We start from the raw sequence: 18,354 nt of genomic DNA, 5'->3' as shown, positions 1-18,354 counted from the left end.
TACGGGGTAACAAGTGAACATGTTATCAAGTTAACTAGATAACTCGATAACAGCATAACAAGACAACTCAATAACAACATAACTTGATAACAATATAACTTCAGAACTTGATAACAACAAATATGACTATACTGGATAAAATCATCGAAAGAAAAAAAACAGAAGTTGCCGAAGCAAAGTCCAAAACATCCTTGCAACAGCTTGAAAAGTTCCCTTTATTTCCTAGATCCTGCTATTCCTTAAAAGAATCGGTAGAAAATCCACTCCGAACAGGCATCATTGCCGAATATAAACGCGCGTCGCCTTCTAAAGGGGTTATAAATAATAGTTCGACCGTCCAAGAAGTCGTACAAGGCTACCAGACAGCCGGAGCTTCCGCCATTTCTGTACTTACCGACAGGGACTTCTTTCAAGGTAGTCTTGCCGACCTTAGCAGTGCTAGGGAAGTACTACAGATCCCACTACTCCGCAAGGAATTTATCGTTGATAGCTATCAAATAACAGAAGCAAAAGCATATGGAGCAGACATTATCCTCCTAATTGCCGCATGCCTTACCTCAGAAGCCGTCCAATCCTTGTCCCTACACGCTAAATCACTAGGTCTTAACGTGTTATTGGAAGTACATAATGAAGAAGAACTTCAACATAACATTTTCGATAGCATCGATGCTATCGGTGTAAATAACCGGAATTTAAAGGATTTCAACGTTTCATTGAACCATTCCTACGACCTTGTCAACAAAATACCAGATCAGTATATCAAAGTTTCGGAAAGTGGAATCTCTGCCCCAAAAACCATCTTAGATTTAAGAAAACGCGGATTTCAGTCCTTCCTAATTGGTGAAAACTTTATGAAAACCACCAATCCAGGAGAAGCGATGCAAGACTTTGTTAAACAGTTAACTATTTAAATGAAGATTTGACCATTTGCAAATCCGCGCATTTGCAAATTCGCATATTTACGCAAAAAGCTTTAATTTTGCACCATGTCTGTAAAAATTGGTAACAACATTGATCTAGGTGAATTCCCATTACTTCTGGCTCCTATGGAGGATGTCAGCGACCCGCCATTTCGTTACGTTTGTAAGCAGAATGGCGTAGATATGATGTATACCGAATTTATATCTTCAGAGGGACTCATCCGCGACGCAGCAAAATCCGTTCAAAAATTGGACATCTTCGAATACGAGCGACCTATCGGTATCCAAATTTTTGGTGGTGACATCGATTCTATGCGGCAATCTGCCGAGATATGCACCAAAGCAAACCCCAATCTTATAGACATCAACTATGGCTGCCCTGTCAAGAAAGTGGTCTGCAAAGGTGCAGGTTCCTCCTTGTTGCAAGACATAGATAAAATGGTAGCGATGACCAAAGCTGTCGTAGAGGCAACACATCTCCCTGTCACCGTAAAAACGAGATTAGGATGGGATGATAATACCAAAAATGTCTACGAAGTGGCCGAACGCCTACAGGATGTAGGCATACAAGCGCTAGCCATACACGGAAGAACACGTGCGCAGCTGTACAAAGGGCAGGCAGACTGGTCTATGATACGAGATATCAAGCGAAATCCACGGATAAAGATTCCAATATTCGGTAATGGTGATGTCGATTCTGTCGAAAAAGCAGCCGCCTGGAGGCAGGAATATGAAGTAGACGGTATCATGATAGGTAGAGCCTCTATCGGTTATCCTTGGATCTTTAGAGAGATCAAACATTTTTTTCAAACAGGAGAACGTTTGGAAGGTCCGACCATAGCAGAACGCGTGGAAGTGTGTCGTAGCCACCTCACCAAATCCATTGAGTGGAAAGGTGATAAACTTGGGATATTCGAAATGCGCAGGCACTACGCAAACTATTTCAAAGGCATACCCAATTTTAAAGAATACCGTATGAAACTTGTAGGACTGAATCTCTATGACGAAATCATCGAGGTTTTAGATGAAATAAAAGATAGTTTTGTTGGTGAGCCGGTATAACCTTCCTTAACACTTTAATTTCTAAACTTTATCTTCTCCCTAACAACTTCAAAACAGCATTCTTTTCTAAGAAGAAAGTGCAAACGCTAAAAACAATTAATAATAAATTCCCTACCCATACATTACTGTCAAATACAAAACAACTTGCTAGAGAAATCACCAGTCCAATAAGCAGATAAAGGCTAATGCTACCAAAAGCGTAAGGTATAGAATAATATTTTTGCCCCCAAAACAGGGACAGTCCGATCATAACCAAATATACAAGACTGGTTGATAAAACGGCTCCCACATAAGAATACAAGGGAATTAACAGTACATTTAAAGCTATCGTAACCAAAGCACCTACACCCGATATATATATCGCATATTTGGTTTGATCAGTCAATTTATACCACACAGAAAGGTTCATATATACACCCAAAAGCACATAATTAAACAATAATACCGGCAATATCTTCAATCCAGACCAATACTCTTCAGGATTTTTCGCGTTTCCTTCTATAAATTCCTTTATCCAGCTGATATTTGCATTTAACCCGATCATTACCAACACCATCAGAATGACGAAATACTTCATGACAGCGGCATAGGTACGTGGTGCATTCGCATTGTTCGCATGCGAAAAGAAAAAAGGTTCGGCTCCCAATCGAAACGCTGTAACAAATAGATTTAAAAAAATAGCTATTTTAGCTACAGCACCATATACCCCTAATTCAGTGACCCCTAATTCTCCGGGTAAAAGCTTTCTAAAAAACATTTTATCCAAGTTCTCGTTGATGATAAAAGAAATATTTGCAATCAAAATAGGAAAGCTATACCTCAGCATATTTTTCAAAAGCACTTTATCAACTTTTAAACGTACTTTCAACAATTCGGGAGCTAACAAAACCAGCGTTAATACAGAAGCTACCAAATTAGAGATAAACACATACCCGAGCCACCCTTCTTGAAACCAACCCAACGAAAACGATGCCCAAAATGAAGATTCAACCCTCCACCTCGGTAGGAAAACGATAAAAAACAAATTCAGACCGACGGTAACAAAGATGTTGATAAATTTCAGATAGCTGTATCGAACAGGGCGTCCCTGGGCTCTTATTTTAGCAAAAGGAACAACTGCTAATGCATCCGCGACCAAAATAAAGGCAAAAAACTTTACATATTGAACATATAAGTCTATATCTCCTCCTTCGGAAAAAAATGAAGCTATCGGCCTTGTAAAAATAAAAACACTCCCTAGCAACAGGACCGACATAAACAAGGTCACAAAGAAACTGTTATTATAAACTTTGTCTTTGTCCGCAATCTCTTGCTTTTGCAGGTACCTAAAAAAAGTAGTCTCCATCCCAAATGCCAAAATAGCATTCAACATGGAGACCCAAGCGTAAAAACTAGTATATATACCATATGTGCCTGCATTCTGAAATTTCCGCAGGTAAATAGGCGTCATCAAAAAACTGATCATCCGTGATACAATGGTGGTCATACCATAAATCACCGTGTCGCTTAAGAACTTTTTAATAGAAGACACAACAGCTTATTTTCGTCTTTTCAATACAACAAAATCCGTAAAGCCCTGAAGCTCCAAACGCTCTTTATACACAACAGATTCTACCTCTGCCCTGTCCGGTCCCTCTTCACAATACTCAACCAACGAAGTTAAAGCAAAATCATCACCCTCTGCCTCGATATATACAGAACCATCTGCTTCATTCAGTACAAACCCCTTAACACCAAGCTGATCAGCGACCGCTTTTGCTGTAAGCCTAAAATATACGCCTTGAACTTTTCCTTTAACGGTAATATCCCAATGTTTCATATATAAATAATTATCTTAGATGAGCTCACAAGCTCGATCTGACTTTTAATGGTCATATGGAATATCCAAAGTATATTATGCACGAATTGTTGTAATTGCTGTGCATGCTGCTTCGCGGTCATTCGTGTTTTCGCGGCCTGCGCTACATGAATATTTCATCTGTAATATATAGTCATATACGGAACATCGGCGTATTCTCCTGCCTTACTCAGGTGAAGTATACGCCGACGCTTCTTAACTACAAAAGTAATAATTTTATTTAAGCAATACGTTCTATTTGAACTTTGTCCGTCATTTTGAAATGATTCATATTTTTAACAAGTAACAGACCGGGAGTCTTGCCCACTTCTAATGAGCCTAAACTCTCTTCCAAGGACAATGCCTTTGCTCCATTGATGGTCGCCCACTGTATCGTTTTGATAAAATCCAGGTCAGCAAAATGCTTGTGCAATGTTTTGAGCTCGTCCAATATATCTAGGGTATCATTAGACGCCAAACTATCCGTACCTATAGCAATCTCACATCCATTTTGTTCAAGAATACTTACTTTAGGAAGGGTGCCCTCAATATATAGATTAGCCTTTGGACAGAGACACATCACCACATCCCTTCCCATTCTGCGGATAAAGTCTAAATCTTTTAATGAAGTAAAAGTATTGTGTACGAGGATAATTTTATTGCCCGTCGGGAGATAAGACATGTAGGTCTGTACCGAATTTCTTGCCTGCGCTTTAAAATCATCTGCAGAAAAACCGATTTGCTTATAGAACTCTAAAAAATCCCCAGTTTTGTAACGGAAAAGCTTATTTTCCTCTTCACTCTCCTGATTGTGGATTGAAATGATATTGTCATCGGAAACTGACTTCTTAAAAGCTTTAAAAAGTGCCTTAGAACAAGAATAGGGAGAATGAAGTGTTATAGAAGCATGACTAGAATCAAAATGAAACTCAAGCTCCCGCGCTTCGTCAATCTTACGATTCACTTCTTCATCATTCAATCCCAATATTTCAACAAAAGTATGATAAGCAATCTTACTTGCTTCTTTCACGCTAGCGGAAATAGCCGAATTTACATGATCGCCCACCGCTTGTATACCGCTATCGTACATCGCTCGATCTGCAGCTATCATAGCCTCACGGACAACGTCATCGTCTGCACCCCGATTTGACATCACTTCGGTGATAAATTTAACCAAACCCTGCTCTTGAGAAATTTTGCCTATCAAATGAGACAACTCCAAATGACAATGTGCGTTAATAAAACCAGGAATCAAAACGCCCTTCAAGCGTTCTATTTCTACATTATTCGGCACCGAATCATTATCATATATTCCCAAAACCGTACCATTTTCGTCCATTGCAATCACCCCATTTTTGATAGGGCTGGACGTGACTGGCATCACATAATCAGCTGAATAATAATGAACCATTTATATACCAATAGTTAGTGTGTGTGTATTTTCTAAGGGGTAAAGAGCAACCCTGTTTAGAAAATGTAAATTTAACACAAAATATTGCTTTAAACCAATACTCTTGACAAATTAAGTAATTTATTTTACACAAAAAAAATGAACTTTTGTTTTGTAAAAAAAATATTCTATGTTTGCGCCATCGAAAAGGGGTGCCTCGTTCATCAGAACATAAAGTAAGGCTGAGATTATACCCGTCTCGAGTATTCTCGGGAGCACCTGATCTGGATAATGCCAGCGTAGGGAAAGGGCGGTTAAATGTATCGCTATTGTAACCCCTTGCAATAGTTTGGTTTAACTCAAATTATTTTACATTTATGATTAAGCATCTTATTGCTACTGGTTTGCTAGGATTACTTACCATTATCGTTGTGATAGCACAGGAAAATGTTAAGGTAACAGTGACAAACAGTCAAGCACAATTGTTACATGGCGCAACCGTGACTATGGACAACACCACCAAACAAACCGACAGATCCGGAATAGCTATATTCACGATAGGTCCGAAAAGCAATCGAACAATCAAAGTCCATTATTTGGGATACAAGTCTTTTACTGGCCCATTAACCACTGGGCAACGAAGCATCAATATCATGCTTCAAGCCGCTGTTATACAAGCTGATGAAGCCTTGGTCTATGCTACCCGTGCCAAGGAAAATTCGGCGACAACCTTCAAAAATCTAACAAAAGAAGACATTAAGAAGAAAAATCTAGGTCAGGACATTCCTTACCTACTCGATCAGACTCCTGGGGTAGTTATCGGATCTGATGCTGGCGCAGGGATTGGTTATACTAATATGACGATCCGAGGCTCTGACAACCAACGCATTAACGTGACTTTAAATGGTATCCCGCTAAATGATGCCGAAAGTATGGGCTCATTTTTTGTCAACTTACCTGACTTTGCCTCCAGTACAGAAAGCATACAGATACAACGGGGTATAGGTACTTCCACAAATGGCGCCGGTGCCTTCGGTGCCTCTTTAAACATCCAGACTGATGTACTAGAAGAAAAACCCTACGCCGAATTAAACAATTCCTTCGGCTCATACAATTCTTGGAAAAACACCATTAAAGGTGGAACTGGTCTGATGAGCAACAAGTTCGCTATAAACACCCGCTTATCACGGATCGTATCCGATGGATACGTTGATCGCGCATCGTCAAATCTAAGATCGCTCTATGTCGACGCGGGACTATACACCAACAAACATACCTTGAAGGCCACAGTCTTCACGGGTAAAGAGAAAACCTATCAGGCATGGTACGGAACCCCCGAACCCCTCCTGACTGGCGATAAAGATCTTCTTATCAAATATGCAAATGAAGCTTTTGGATTATATGATGGTCCAGAATACGACCGTCTGCTAAATGCAGATAGAAAGTACAACTACTACACATACGACAATCAAACCGACAACTACACGCAGACGCATAGCCATCTGCAGTACACCAACGTTATTAGTGAAAAGTTGAAATTCAACTCCGCTTTACACTACACCCGTGGTGCAGGCTATTACGAAGAGTATCGCACAAAAGATAAACTCGTAAAATATGGGATACCTGATGTTACCGTCGGACAGGAAATCATCAAGAAATCAGACCTTATCCGTCAGCGTTGGCTGGACAACCATTTTTATGGACTCATTTACTCCTTTGACTATAGAGCTTCCGATAAATGGAACTTCATTTTTGGTGGGGGGTACAATCAGTACAAAGGAGATCATTACGGCAAGGTCATTTGGGACGAATTCAATGCCAATCCTAACCCCGGCAGCAAATACTACCTGAATGATGCACAAAAGTACGATTTTAATATGTACGTTAAAGCCGACTATAAAATAGACAAATGGCTTTTCAATTTTGATGTACAGTACCGCAACGTAAATTATACCGTAAAAGGCGATGACGACAAAATCAAAGATCTGGATTTCAACGACAAATTAAACTTTGTAAACCCTAAAGTAGGCGCCACCTATTTCCTTAACGGCAACTCAAACATTTATGCATCTTACGCATATGCAAGCAAGGAACCTGTACGTAAAGATTATGTAGAAAATCCTAGAAACGAGTTCCCGAAGCCGGAACGCATGCAAGATATCGAGCTAGGCTATCGCTTCCGTAGCGAAGGGTTTAACATAGGGACAAATGTGTATGCAATGCTGTACAAAGATCAGCTGATCCCAACCGGAACATTGAATGATACAGGAGCTGAGTTACGTATGAACATCCCTGAAAGTCACCGTATCGGATTAGAGCTTGATGCTTCATGGAGGGTCAGTAGCACACTCACCTGGTCAGCAACAGCTGCGCTGAGCGACAATAAAATATACGACTTTGTCGAATATTATCAGGTTTATGATAACGACACCCACTGGAACTACCTAAGAGAAGACTCGCGCAATTTAGGAAGCACGAAAATTGCGAAATCTGCGTCGACTATTCTTTCTAATAGTTTTACGTACACTCCGGTTGACAGGCTTTCTTTCAGTTTATTGTCTAAATATGTATCACGTCTATACCTAGACAATACTTCAGCAGAGGAAAGATCCATTGACCCTTCTTTTGTAAACAATTTCTTGGCAAACTATACATTCTCGGCCTTAGGACTTAAAGAAATCGGATGCAACCTCATGATTAATAACATCTTCAACGCGAAGTATACAACAAATGGCTACACTGGGGGACAGAAATTTGAAAACAGAGCCGAACGGGATTACTACAATTTCTACTACCCACAGGCAACCACTAATTTTATGCTAGGCTTAAACATTCGTTTTTAGAAAAACAGGTTTACTAACCTTCAACAAATTATATCCCGCTGTACACAGAATGATGTGCTACAGTGGGATCTTCTTTTCCAACAAGAATAATTTCCACTTTTCACTTTTTAATTTTTACTTTGAACCATGCGAGCAGTAATACAACGGGTGACACAAGCCTCGTGCACCGTAGACGAACAAGTGACCGGAGTGATAGGTAATGGCTTATTGGTATTGATAGGTATTGAAGATGAAGATAGTCAACAGGATATGGAATGGCTTTCGCAAAAATTGGTTAACCTACGTATATTCGGTGACGAGCAGGGACTGATGAATAAATCCATACAAGATATCGAAGGAAATATTCTTCTTGTATCTCAATTCACGCTATTTGCACAGACTAAGAAAGGAAACCGCCCGTCTTTTATACGGGCAGCAAAACCCGACAAAGCCAAACCGATGTACATCCAAATGGCTCAACATCTGTCCGTACTCCTAGGAAAAGAAGTCCAAGTGGGTATCTTTGGTGCTGATATGAAGATCGATCTTAGAAACGACGGTCCTGTCACCATTATGATGAACACTAAGGATAAAGATAATTATTAATGGTTAGTTTAATGACATTAACCATTTATCATTAACACTCAACAATTAAAAAAAATGACAATCAAAGAAGCACAAGAAATCGTCGACAAATGGATTACAACAACCGGGATCCGTTATTTCAATGAATTGACCAACACAGCAATGCTGATGGAAGAAGTCGGAGAGGTCGCACGTATTATGGCGCGTCAATATGGCGAACAATCTTTTAAAAAATCAGATAAAGAAGTTGATTTGTCGGACGAAATGGCGGATGTGCTTTTTGTACTCATTTGTTTAGCAAACCAAACCGGCATAGATTTAACACAGGCTTTGGAAAAAAATCTGAATAAAAAGAGTATTCGTGATGCCGAACGCCACCAGAACAATGAGAAACTCAAATAGAGTATACTATTTCAAAACGATTTCTGCCAACAAAGGCAAATGATCAGAAGGATAAGAAGCATCTATGACCTTATATTTCTTCCATTCAAACTTAGTGGGCTTTGAAACTAAAATATAATCTATTTCTTCTTTCGTGTTGATGTTAGGAAAAGTTGGTGCATTATCTTTTTTATTGCGTACAAACTTCTGTTCAAATAGCTGAATAGGCTCCGAAGCTGGAGCAGCGTTAAGATCGCCAACCAGAATCAAAGGATGCTTATACTCAGCAGCCAACTCATTAACAAATTTTGCCTGGGCGATTTTATTTTCTTCCTTAAGATCCAGATGCGTATTCGCTAGGGAGATTGTCTTTCCATTCGACAATGCAACATCAATAACTGCTAAAGAACGATTTTCACTCTTTACCGGCATAGGTAGATCATATCGTCTCTGCCCAAGAATCTTATGCTTGCTCAAGATCAGGATTCCATACTCCCCTTTTTCAAGATCGATACCTTTAGAGAAGTAATAGTTGGTATTCGTAAGTTCTGCAAGTCGCTTAGCCTGATCCATATGTGCCGAACGAGATACATTAACATCGACTTCTTGTATACCGATGACATCCGCATCGACCTTATTAATTACATCTGCTATTGCTTCTATGTCAATTACTCCCGGCTTGGAAGGTGGATTTGCATGATGGATATTATAAGTCAATACGCGAACAGTCTGTGCTGATACAGCAAAATTCGCAAAAAGGAATAGGATAAAAACAAAATAGCGCATATTCGATAATTTAGCTGAAGATAAGTATCTTTAACAAAAAAGACTAAACTAATTTCAAATTGAGTGGCGTATTGACGCTTATATCGCTCCGACATAACCACTCCCAATAAAAAAAAACGATGAAACACTTTTGGTTATTTATAGCCTTTTGTTATATCACGACAAGCTGTACTACGCAACAGCGGGCCAACAATCAAGATACCCATACCTACAAAAACGGCGCTGTAGTTACCGCTCATCCAATAGCTTCTGCCATCGGTATCGATATCTTGAAAAAAGGAGGAAACGCCATTGACGCTGCCATCGCTGTCAAATTCGCTCTTGCCGTAGTATATCCTAATGCTGGCAACATCGGGGGAGGAGGATTTATGGTCTATCGTAGCAAAGATGGAAAAGTTGTCGCTTTGGATTTTCGCGAAAAAGCACCTTCTACAGCTTCTCGCGACATGTATTTGGATAAAAAAGGAGATCCTATAACTGACCTTAGTCTATATGGACAGCTCGCGGCCGGTGTACCAGGATCTGTCGCAGGAATGGATGAGGCGTACAAAAAATACAGCAGTCTTCCTTGGAAAGAATTATTGGCCCCAGCTATTCAGTTAGCAGAGGAAGGTTTCCCTATTACGGCCCAACAAGCCCAAGAGTTTAATCACTACAAAAAAAGATTTCAAGCATATAATCTACAAGGCGCAGCTATTATCAAAGAGGATCTATGGCGCAAAAACGATCTTTTCCGACAAGCAGAATTAGCTGAAACGCTAGAACGGATTGCGCAAAAAGGACGTGATGGTTTTTACAAAGGAAAGACTGCCGATTATATCGTAGAGGAAATGAAACGAGGAAATGGAATTATTTCGCATCAAGACTTAGCAGATTATAACGCACAATGGCGCGCACCTATCATAGGCTACTATAAAGGGTATAAAATCATTTCAATGCCACCACCTTCCAGTGGAGGTATAGCATTGTTAGCTTTGCTACAATCAATTGAAAGATATCCTTTAAAACAATGGGGATTCCAGGCAGACAGCACAGTTCGTGCGATTGTTGAAGCCGAACGTAGAGTTTACGCAGATCGAGCTACATACCTTGGAGACCCAGACTTCTACAATGTGCCCGTGCCGCAGCTTACGGACTCCTCCTTTAATAACCTCCGTATGTCCAAGGTGTCCTTGGCAAAAGCGACCAATAGCGAAAGTATCAAAGCCAGCAAATTCCCCGGCTACGAATCCGAAGAGACAACTCACTTCAGTATCGTGGACAAGGAAGGCAATGCTGTCTCTCTTACGACAACCATAAATGGATCCTACGGTTCTTGTGTCTGGGTGGATGGCGCAGGCTTTCTGCTCAACAACGAAATGGACGACTTCTCTGTTAAACCGGGATCTCCCAATATGTATGGACTGCTAGGAGGGAAAGCCAATGCAATACAGCCAGGAAAACGGATGCTTTCGGCAATGACTCCGACTATTATCGAGAAGGAGGGAAAACTGAGCATGGTAGTGGGGACTCCCGGTGGATCGACAATAATCACCTCTGTCCTACAGACGATACTAAACGTGCTAGAATTCGACATGACTGCACAGGAATCGGTAACGGCCTCACGTTTTCACCATCAATGGAAACCCGATTATATTGATGTAGAGGAAAAAGCTATCGACCTAGAAACCCGAAAGAGTCTAGAAAAAGACGGGTACAAAATCAATAAGAGAGGACCTATAGGGCGGGTTGAAAATATCGTAATCCTTCCTGATGGCAGATTACAGACAGGTGCGGATCCCAGAGGAGATGACAAGGCAATGGGGTATTAAATTACCCCTCTAAAAAGCGGTCATCGATCTGCTTATTCGCTTTAGCCCCCAAAACCTTTAGGTTTTCGACCTTACGTACAATATTGCCAGCACCAGAAGTGAGCTTACGCATCGCCTCACCATGCTTTTCAGAAGCTTTGTCCAGATGACTTTGTATATGTTCCATATCGGTAAGGAAGCCTACAAATTTATCGTATAGCAGACCTGCTTCGCGTGCGATATCCAATACATTTCTATTTTGACGTTCCTGCTTCCAAACTGCCGCTATAGTACGCAGCGTAGCTAATAGTGTAGAAGGACTTACGATGACTACCTTTCGATCCCAAGCATCTGAAAAGAGTTCAGGCTTGTGCATTACAGCCACACTTAGAGCCGATTCAACCGGCATAAATAGCAAGACAAAGTCGGGCGAATGTATTCCATATAGACTATGGTAGTTCTTGACAGAAAGTTCCCTTACGTGGTTCTCCACAGACAGCACATGCTGTTTTAGGTGTATCGCTCTTTCTTCGTCCGTCACGGCATTCACAAACTTCTCATACGACACGAGTGAAACTTTGGAGTCGACAACCAACTGTTTATTATCGGGTAGATCTATGACAGCATCCGGTTGAAATCGACGCCCCTGATCATCAGCCAACGAAACCTGCATACGATATTCCTGATCCCGATTTAATCCAGACCGTTCCAGAACACGCTCCAATACAACCTCTCCCCAGTTACCTTGCTTTTTGGTATCCCCTTTCAAAGCACGCGCTAAATTGCCTGCCTCGTTTTTTATTTCCAGACTCTGCTGCATGAGCTGCTCCACTACACCTTTCAACACATTACGTTCGGCCGCCTCTTGATTATAGGTCTTTTCTACTCGCTCTTCAAAACTCTTTATCTTATCTTTCAATGGATCCAACAACTTACCCATTTGTTCCTGATTGTAGGCGGTAAATTTTTGTGTTTTCTCTTCAAGAATTCTATTGGCTAGCACCTGAAAATCTGCATTAAATTTCTCCTTTATATGGGATATTTCTTCCTTCTGCTCTACATACTTTTCCTGCTGCGCTTGCAAATAGGCATTAGTCCCTTCTAAAGTACGTTCTACCGCTTGTCTCTCCTGCCTTTCTCTTTCCAACACATCTTTGAGCGATTGTAGCTCTTCGGCCAACAGCTCAACATGATGATTTGACTTGGAAGCCGAAATTTCCAACTGCTGCTTTTCTGCCAGCGCAGCCGCATAGGCTTCTCTAGAAACAGAGCGCCCATTGCGCCAAAGCAAATAAGCACAGGCAACTATCAGAACAAAAAGTAAGGCTATATATATATATTCCATTGTTATCAGAGGCAATTATTGTAATTTTTGGTGTGTACGCCACCATAAATCAGGCATTTCGCCAGCTACAGCTAGCTGATAATCCTCGTATCGGCAAGGAACCAGATAAAATCTTTCGTTGACGGACTTTGTACCAAAATAAGGCACCTGCATCCACCAGCGATCCGACTTTTTGCTTTTTACGAAAACCAACTCGTGCGCTTCGTTTTCTAACGGTGTCCGATATATAATATAAGCTGATTTAGGAACCAACGGCGCATCGTTTTTACGGTTATAATAACCATCCACAAAACACCAGATCATCTGCGAGACCAACATCGCGGTCTGTTCCATCGGATCGTAAGTCGGATTAAATTCATAGAAGCCTATTGAGCTACATTTATCCGACATCCCCGCGTAGCGCGCCAGCTGGCAGGCCTCGTCACCGAACAAACCGTTAGGTACAGCGTTGGCATTCCCAGGGGCCTCAGATGCTCGGATAGCACCAATGTCAAAACTTACCATATCCGCAGCCCGAATAATCGGTTCAGCTTGATCCAACTTGCCCGCGATCATTCCTACACGCTGCGCATTAAAAAAAAGCTTATCGTACATATTTATCGACTCTTTACTTACGAGGTAGGTCTGATAAGCGACATTATTCAGATTAAACAGATAATCTGGCTGATGTAAGATAATGTGATTAAGGTAAGTATTTGAATTTAAAGGTGTATCTTGAGTGCTGGCTTGATCCAGATCAAACTTGGCATCCACAATAGCCACTTCGACACGTTGCTCCAAGTCTTCGTAACCCCGATATTGTGCATAAGTCAGGTCGTGTCCGCCTCCAATAATTATCGGAAGTATGTCGTATTTCACCAGCTCTTCAACGACCAAACGTAAAGCAGCATAAGTATCCTCTATCCGATTTCCAGGTTTAATATTACCGAGATCCACAAGGGAAACATTATAATCTCCTTGATACAACTCGTACAGATGTTTACGCACGGCATTAGGAGCCTTTGCCGCTCCTTTGTTGCCAATAGCACCACGATCTTCCTCTACACCGACAATCGCTAATTGAGGCTTATTATCTGGATCATTCAGAACCGGAAACTCATCGATGTAGGCCTCAACGATGTGACCAAACTGTGAGTTGAAGTAACCTTCTTTGGAGGAAAAATCTGTAATAACGATAGGTGAAAAAAAATCTGCTAATGACATAGACCGAAGTAAAAAGTATAAGAATCAAAAATATCCACAAATATTGAGAAAGCAAAGTAACCAATAAATTTATTGTATTGGAAGTGATGTTTACATTGTTTAATATAAAAGAAGGTTTTCTTTTTGTGCCTCTATGCCAGCTCAGGCATGTTACTTTTGGATCAAAAGTAACCAAAACTCCTCGCTCGAACATTTTGGCTGTAAGGGAAGGACCTCCTCTTGCTAATGCCACAATCTTCACAGGCGAGATTTAGCTAAAACGCACGGTCCATTAGCCACATCTACCTCATTAATACCAAATTGAAGAGTTTACAAGAGGATTTATTTCGTACACTTTAGATCATGCCACTTTAGCGGATCGGCAATAGCAGAAATAATGAACCATTGTGCCGATACGGTACAGCGACACGCTTTTGTATACTTTTAGTAAGACAAAAGTAGGAGCCCTCCCGCAGCTAGAGCGACAATAAATGTGTTCAACAAAAACCACCTTTCAATTTTCCTCTTCTAGCCCCACTATAATTTGCATTGCAAACAGCAATGGGTTATCTTTGAGTACATCAAGTATTTCAATAATAAGATAACAGTGATATTAGTAACAGGAGGAACAGGTTTTTTAGGCTCAACTGTAATTAAACGCCTCATCGAAAAAGGGAATGCGGTAATCGCCTTAAAAAGGACAACTTCCTGCATACCGGAAAGTCTAAAAGCATCTTCACTAATCGAATGGGTAGACGCTGATATTACAGATTACTTCGCTCTTTCGGATATTTTCGAACGGGTAACACAGGTATACCATTGTGCAGCCAAGATCTCTTACCAAAAAGACGATGCTGAGCAGATGCTACATGTCAATGTTGAAGGCACCCGTCATATTGTCAACCTTTCACTAGAACACGGTGCACGGCTAGTACATGTCAGTTCCATAGCTGCATTAGGCAGCAATAAACTAGGAAGACCTGTCGACGAAAAAGATAAATGGGAGTACGACATTCACATGTCCAATTATTCCTTATCAAAGTATAAAAGTGAACTTGAAGTGTGGCGCGGTATCACGGAAGGACTTGACGCAGTGATTATCAACCCATCGGTCATCATGGGAGCCAGTAATACCAAATCGGGATCGGCTGTTATTTTTGACCTCGTACAGAAGGGTATCAAAATCTATCCTCCCGGATCGATAGGCATTGTCGATGTAGATGATGTTGCAGAAATTATGCTACAGTTGATGGAAAAGAAAGAGATTACTGCTGAGCGTTATGTGCTCAATAGTGAGAACATTTCGAATAAAAAACTCTTAGAACAAATTGCCTCTCTCCTGGGTAAGAAAGCTCCAACAATTGCTGCGAGACCCTTTATGCTTCAAATTGCTTGGCGAGCTGCTAGACTCATAGCCTTGGTGAAAGGGGGACGCCCGGCATTAACAGAGGAATCGGCACGTGCTTCTGCAGAAAAACTTATGTATTCGAATGTCAAGATCAAAAAAGAATTGAACTATTCTTTCAAACCACTCAACCAAACACTTCAAGAAATAGCAGAAACATATTTATAAAAAGTGAAACACGAACTATTAACCTTTAGAACTTGTTCCACCCTCATAATACAAAACACACAACAACAATCTAAATACTATGCGTCTGATATGCACTTAGCATTTATATCTGGCTCATAACCTAAAACCATTTACAGCAATGAAACATTATTACATCATTGATTTTGACAGCACCTTCACCCAGGTAGAAGCGCTTGACGAACTCGCCCGGATATCACTTGAAGGCGACCCTGACCAAGAAAAAGTATATCAGGAGATAGAACGTTACACCAATCTGGCTATGGAAGGAAAGATTTCTTTCCGCGAGAGCCTAGCTGGCCGAGTGGCCTTATTGAAAGCGAACCGAGATCACTTAAAAAAACTTATATCACAACTCAAAAAAAAGGTTTCAAAATCATTTGATCGCAATAGAGAGTTTTTCAAAAACAATACCGATACCGCTTGGATTGTATCTGGTGGCTTCAAAGAATTTATCACTCCAGTAGTATCTCCGTACGGCATAAAGACAGAAAACATCTACGCCAATACTTTTATTTTTGATGAAAACGATAATATCATTGGCTATGATGACACCAATCCGCTATCGGATGAAGGCGGTAAGGTCAAGCTTTTAAAAGAATTAAATATCCAAGGTCGTATTTTCGGCATAGGGGATGGTTATTCGGATTTTCAACTTAAGGAATCTGGTCTTATTGAGAAATTCTTTGCCTTCACAGAGAACATCTCTCGGCAGAGTGTTACTGAAAAAGCCGACCATGTGACACCAAGCTTTGATGAATTTCTATATGTAAATGACTTGCCACGTGCGATATCCTATCCCAAAAACAGGATTTTGTGCCTCATCGTAGGGGATGTACCGGAGATTTCCAGTCACATTCTAAAGAGAGATGGCTTTTCCATAAGAATTAAAGATACGTTTGAAGATAAATATACGAAAGACGTAGGCATGCTCTTACTCGGACCAGGCGTTTCAGTGTCCGATGAACAGCTCGAGAATGCATCCAAACTTAAAACTATCGGGTATCTAGGGGACATTAAAGGACGGATCAGTAAATCAATATGTAGTCAAAAAGGAATCGTTGTGTTTGATGATAAGAAGAATAAAAGCCATAATGCCGAATTTATTCCAAGACGTATGGCCGAGTTTATTAATAACGGTGATACCGATCAAAGTCGAAATTTCCCGAATCTACTTCTTCCTAAAAAAATAAAAGGACACAGGCTGCTCCACATCCATAAAAATACGCCGGGGATCATGGCTCAATTGAACAATGTATACGCAGCGAATGAAATTAATATTTTAGCCCAGTTCTTGATGACCCGTGGAGACATTGGCTATGCGGTGACGGATATTGATACCGACTATGACAGGAGCTTACTGAAGCAACTAAAACAGATCGACCATACGATAAAATTCCGTATATTATACAAATAAATAGTACTGTCTCATAGGTATTTGATGCTGAACTGCCATTCGCCAAGCGGCGGATCCAAAGCGAGTGTAACGAGATCACGAAGTAATTACATTCATTGGCGTTTGTACAGTGCCGCAACATGGATATTTCATTGGTCAAGTTCAGGGTGAGCCTATAAACAGGCTCACCCTGAACCTTTAAAAATCTCCTATATTCCTAAGTTTTTTTTCGTAAATTCACCTCAACAAAAAAACAAACAATATAGAAATGGAATGCTACTATTATACAAATTACAAACAAGTAAGAGTATTCCATATAACCATAAAAAACAAACCGATCCGCAGGCTAGCGGATCATAAAATAATTATACACATATGAACAAGATAATTCTTTCGATAGCGACAGCTACAGCATTTTTTCTCGGAACTGAGATCAGTAATGCCCAAATTAAATTGCCAGCGGCTAGTAGTACACAGAACATCACACAAGGACTAGGCATCAAAAACATAACTCTAAACTATCAACGTCCAAACATGAATAACCGTGTCATATTCGGACAACTTGTCCCTTACGGAGAGGTATGGCGTACAGGAGCAAATAATATCCCAAGCATTACATTTGAGGAAGAGGTAACCATCGAGGGCAACAAAGTACCTGCAGGAACCTATGGGCTATTTACTATTCCTAACAAGAATGAATGGACTATCATTCTAAGCAAAAATGTAAAGCAATGGGGCGCTTATCAATACAACAAAGCAGAGGATTTACTACGCTTTACTGTGAAACCCCAAATGTTAAATAGTAATGTGGAGACATTTACCATTGCTTTTGAGGATGTAAACACTAAATCTGCAAAAGTTACATTAGCCTGGGAGAAGACAAAAGTAGGATTTACGATTACAACAGATCAATCAAAAGAAATCTTAGCTGGTATAGAAAAAGCGATGGAGGGTGATAAAAAACCTTATTTCCAAGCAGCTCAATATTACTTCAACAACAACCTGGACATCAAAAAAGCAGCAGACTGGGTTAAGAAAGCGGATGAAGGCAACACTACAGCTCCGCACATCAAATACTGGAAAGCAAGAATCTTAACTAAGGCCGGGGATAAGGCAGCTGCTAAACAAGCAGCACAAGAAGGTATCGATATGGCTACAAAAGGAAACAATCCAGAGTATATAAAATTGAATACAGAAGCATTAAAGGCTATTAAATAGAAACTTCTATTATACGTCATTTTCGACCGAAACGCAGAAATTTAAAAAC

15 protein-coding genes and 1 riboswitch are annotated in these 18,354 nt (G+C 40.5%); of the genes, 9 read left to right on the top strand and 6 right to left on the bottom strand.

The features are described 5' to 3' along the window. Positions 1–122: 122 nt before the first annotated feature. Together trpC and dusB are read left to right on the top strand one after the other, a co-directional pair. The gene (gene trpC, locus G7B18_RS14450) at positions 123–911 is read left to right on the top strand and encodes an indole-3-glycerol phosphate synthase TrpC (protein WP_164111380.1); all 789 of its coding nucleotides are present in this window, start codon (positions 123–125) and stop codon (positions 909–911) included. Between the two features lie 75 nt (positions 912–986). Beyond that, positions 987–1,982: a tRNA dihydrouridine synthase DusB gene (dusB, locus tag G7B18_RS14445; RefSeq protein WP_164111071.1), complete on the top strand. Its 996-nt coding sequence runs from the start codon at positions 987–989 to the stop codon at positions 1,980–1,982. 28 nt (positions 1,983–2,010) lie between these two features. Here the strand turns inward: dusB and G7B18_RS14440 are convergent, their stop codons facing one another. The 3 genes from G7B18_RS14440 to G7B18_RS14430 all read right to left on the bottom strand — a co-directional run bounded on the left by G7B18_RS14440 (position 2,011) and on the right by G7B18_RS14430 (position 5,230). Next, on the bottom strand, positions 2,011–3,513 hold the full coding sequence (locus G7B18_RS14440) for a polysaccharide biosynthesis C-terminal domain-containing protein (RefSeq protein ID WP_317164276.1): 1,503 nt from the start codon (positions 3,511–3,513) through the stop codon (positions 2,011–2,013). Between the two features lie 6 nt (positions 3,514–3,519). Beyond that, entirely contained in the window at positions 3,520–3,801 is a 282-nt protein-coding gene (locus tag G7B18_RS14435) for an acylphosphatase (RefSeq protein WP_164111070.1), read from the bottom strand. A 259-nt stretch (positions 3,802–4,060) separates the two neighbouring features. Next, positions 4,061–5,230 (bottom strand): amidohydrolase family protein, encoded by a 1,170-nt coding sequence (locus tag G7B18_RS14430; protein WP_164111068.1) that lies wholly within the window; start codon positions 5,228–5,230, stop codon positions 4,061–4,063. Between the two features lie 177 nt (positions 5,231–5,407). Then, positions 5,408–5,532: riboswitch (TPP riboswitch) on the top strand. Positions 5,533–5,586: 54 nt separating this feature from the next. On the opposite strand from G7B18_RS14430, the gene G7B18_RS14425 reads away from it, so the two are divergent. From G7B18_RS14425 to G7B18_RS14415, 3 genes are all read left to right on the top strand, one after another. Next, on the top strand, positions 5,587–8,052 hold the full coding sequence (locus G7B18_RS14425; protein WP_164123233.1) for a TonB-dependent receptor: 2,466 nt from the start codon (positions 5,587–5,589) through the stop codon (positions 8,050–8,052). Between the two features lie 126 nt (positions 8,053–8,178). Beyond that, positions 8,179–8,637: a D-aminoacyl-tRNA deacylase gene (gene dtd, locus G7B18_RS14420; RefSeq protein ID WP_164111064.1), complete on the top strand. Its 459-nt coding sequence runs from the start codon at positions 8,179–8,181 to the stop codon at positions 8,635–8,637. A gap of 54 nt (positions 8,638–8,691) precedes the next feature. Next, positions 8,692–9,018 (top strand): nucleotide pyrophosphohydrolase, encoded by a 327-nt coding sequence (locus tag G7B18_RS14415; RefSeq protein ID WP_164111062.1) that lies wholly within the window; start codon positions 8,692–8,694, stop codon positions 9,016–9,018. Positions 9,019–9,024: 6 nt separating this feature from the next. On the opposite strand, the gene G7B18_RS14410 is transcribed toward G7B18_RS14415, so the two are convergent. Continuing rightward, positions 9,025–9,783 (bottom strand): endonuclease/exonuclease/phosphatase family protein, encoded by a 759-nt coding sequence (locus G7B18_RS14410; RefSeq protein ID WP_164111060.1) that lies wholly within the window; start codon positions 9,781–9,783, stop codon positions 9,025–9,027. 119 nt (positions 9,784–9,902) lie between these two features. Between G7B18_RS14410 and ggt the strand changes: the two genes are divergently transcribed. After that, complete coding sequence (gene ggt / locus G7B18_RS14405) at positions 9,903–11,594, top strand: gamma-glutamyltransferase (RefSeq protein ID WP_164111058.1); 1,692 nt, start codon at positions 9,903–9,905, stop codon at positions 11,592–11,594. A gap of 1 nt (position 11,595) precedes the next feature. Here ggt and rmuC read toward each other — a convergent pair whose 3' ends face one another. Next, the gene (gene rmuC / locus G7B18_RS14400) at positions 11,596–12,918 is read right to left on the bottom strand and encodes a DNA recombination protein RmuC (protein ID WP_164111055.1); all 1,323 of its coding nucleotides are present in this window, start codon (positions 12,916–12,918) and stop codon (positions 11,596–11,598) included. A 15-nt stretch (positions 12,919–12,933) separates the two neighbouring features. Then, positions 12,934–14,121 carry a formimidoylglutamase gene (locus G7B18_RS14395; RefSeq protein ID WP_164111053.1) on the bottom strand — a complete coding sequence of 396 codons (1,188 nt, stop codon included), beginning with the start codon at positions 14,119–14,121 and terminating at the stop codon, positions 12,934–12,936. A 586-nt stretch (positions 14,122–14,707) separates the two neighbouring features. Between G7B18_RS14395 and G7B18_RS14390 the strand changes: the two genes are divergently transcribed. The 3 genes from G7B18_RS14390 (at position 14,708) to G7B18_RS14380 (ending at position 18,305) form a co-directional block, all read left to right on the top strand. Then, positions 14,708–15,673, top strand: coding sequence for an SDR family NAD(P)-dependent oxidoreductase (locus G7B18_RS14390; protein WP_164123231.1), 966 nt, complete (start codon positions 14,708–14,710; stop codon positions 15,671–15,673). Positions 15,674–15,812: 139 nt separating this feature from the next. Then, positions 15,813–17,108: an HAD-IB family phosphatase gene (locus G7B18_RS14385; protein ID WP_164123229.1), complete on the top strand. Its 1,296-nt coding sequence runs from the start codon at positions 15,813–15,815 to the stop codon at positions 17,106–17,108. Between the two features lie 354 nt (positions 17,109–17,462). Beyond that, on the top strand, positions 17,463–18,305 hold the full coding sequence (locus G7B18_RS14380; RefSeq protein WP_164111047.1) for a DUF2911 domain-containing protein: 843 nt from the start codon (positions 17,463–17,465) through the stop codon (positions 18,303–18,305). Positions 18,306–18,354 lie beyond the last annotated feature (49 nt).

Source organism: Sphingobacterium sp. xlx-130 (assembly GCF_011007405.1).
Lineage (GTDB): Bacteria > Bacteroidota > Bacteroidia > Sphingobacteriales > Sphingobacteriaceae > Sphingobacterium > Sphingobacterium luzhongxinii.
Note: the sequence above shows the minus strand (reverse complement) of the source record. Positions and strands in the feature narration are given on the sequence as shown.

Coding starts and splice junctions, on each gene's coding strand:
- dtd (WP_164111064.1), top strand. CDS start 8,179: ATGCGAGCAGTAATACAACGGGTGACACAAGCCTCGTGCACCGTAGAC.
- trpC (WP_164111380.1), top strand. CDS start 123: ATGACTATACTGGATAAAATCATCGAAAGAAAAAAAACAGAAGTTGCC.
- G7B18_RS14435 (WP_164111070.1), bottom strand. CDS start 3,801: ATGAAACATTGGGATATTACCGTTAAAGGAAAAGTTCAAGGCGTATAT.
- G7B18_RS14395 (WP_164111053.1), bottom strand. CDS start 14,121: ATGTCATTAGCAGATTTTTTTTCACCTATCGTTATTACAGATTTTTCC.
- dusB (WP_164111071.1), top strand. CDS start 987: ATGTCTGTAAAAATTGGTAACAACATTGATCTAGGTGAATTCCCATTA.
- G7B18_RS14385 (WP_164123229.1), top strand. CDS start 15,813: ATGAAACATTATTACATCATTGATTTTGACAGCACCTTCACCCAGGTA.
- G7B18_RS14415 (WP_164111062.1), top strand. CDS start 8,692: ATGACAATCAAAGAAGCACAAGAAATCGTCGACAAATGGATTACAACA.
- G7B18_RS14425 (WP_164123233.1), top strand. CDS start 5,587: ATGATTAAGCATCTTATTGCTACTGGTTTGCTAGGATTACTTACCATT.
- ggt (WP_164111058.1), top strand. CDS start 9,903: ATGAAACACTTTTGGTTATTTATAGCCTTTTGTTATATCACGACAAGC.
- G7B18_RS14410 (WP_164111060.1), bottom strand. CDS start 9,783: ATGCGCTATTTTGTTTTTATCCTATTCCTTTTTGCGAATTTTGCTGTA.
- G7B18_RS14430 (WP_164111068.1), bottom strand. CDS start 5,230: ATGGTTCATTATTATTCAGCTGATTATGTGATGCCAGTCACGTCCAGC.
- rmuC (WP_164111055.1), bottom strand. CDS start 12,918: ATGGAATATATATATATAGCCTTACTTTTTGTTCTGATAGTTGCCTGT.
- G7B18_RS14380 (WP_164111047.1), top strand. CDS start 17,463: ATGAACAAGATAATTCTTTCGATAGCGACAGCTACAGCATTTTTTCTC.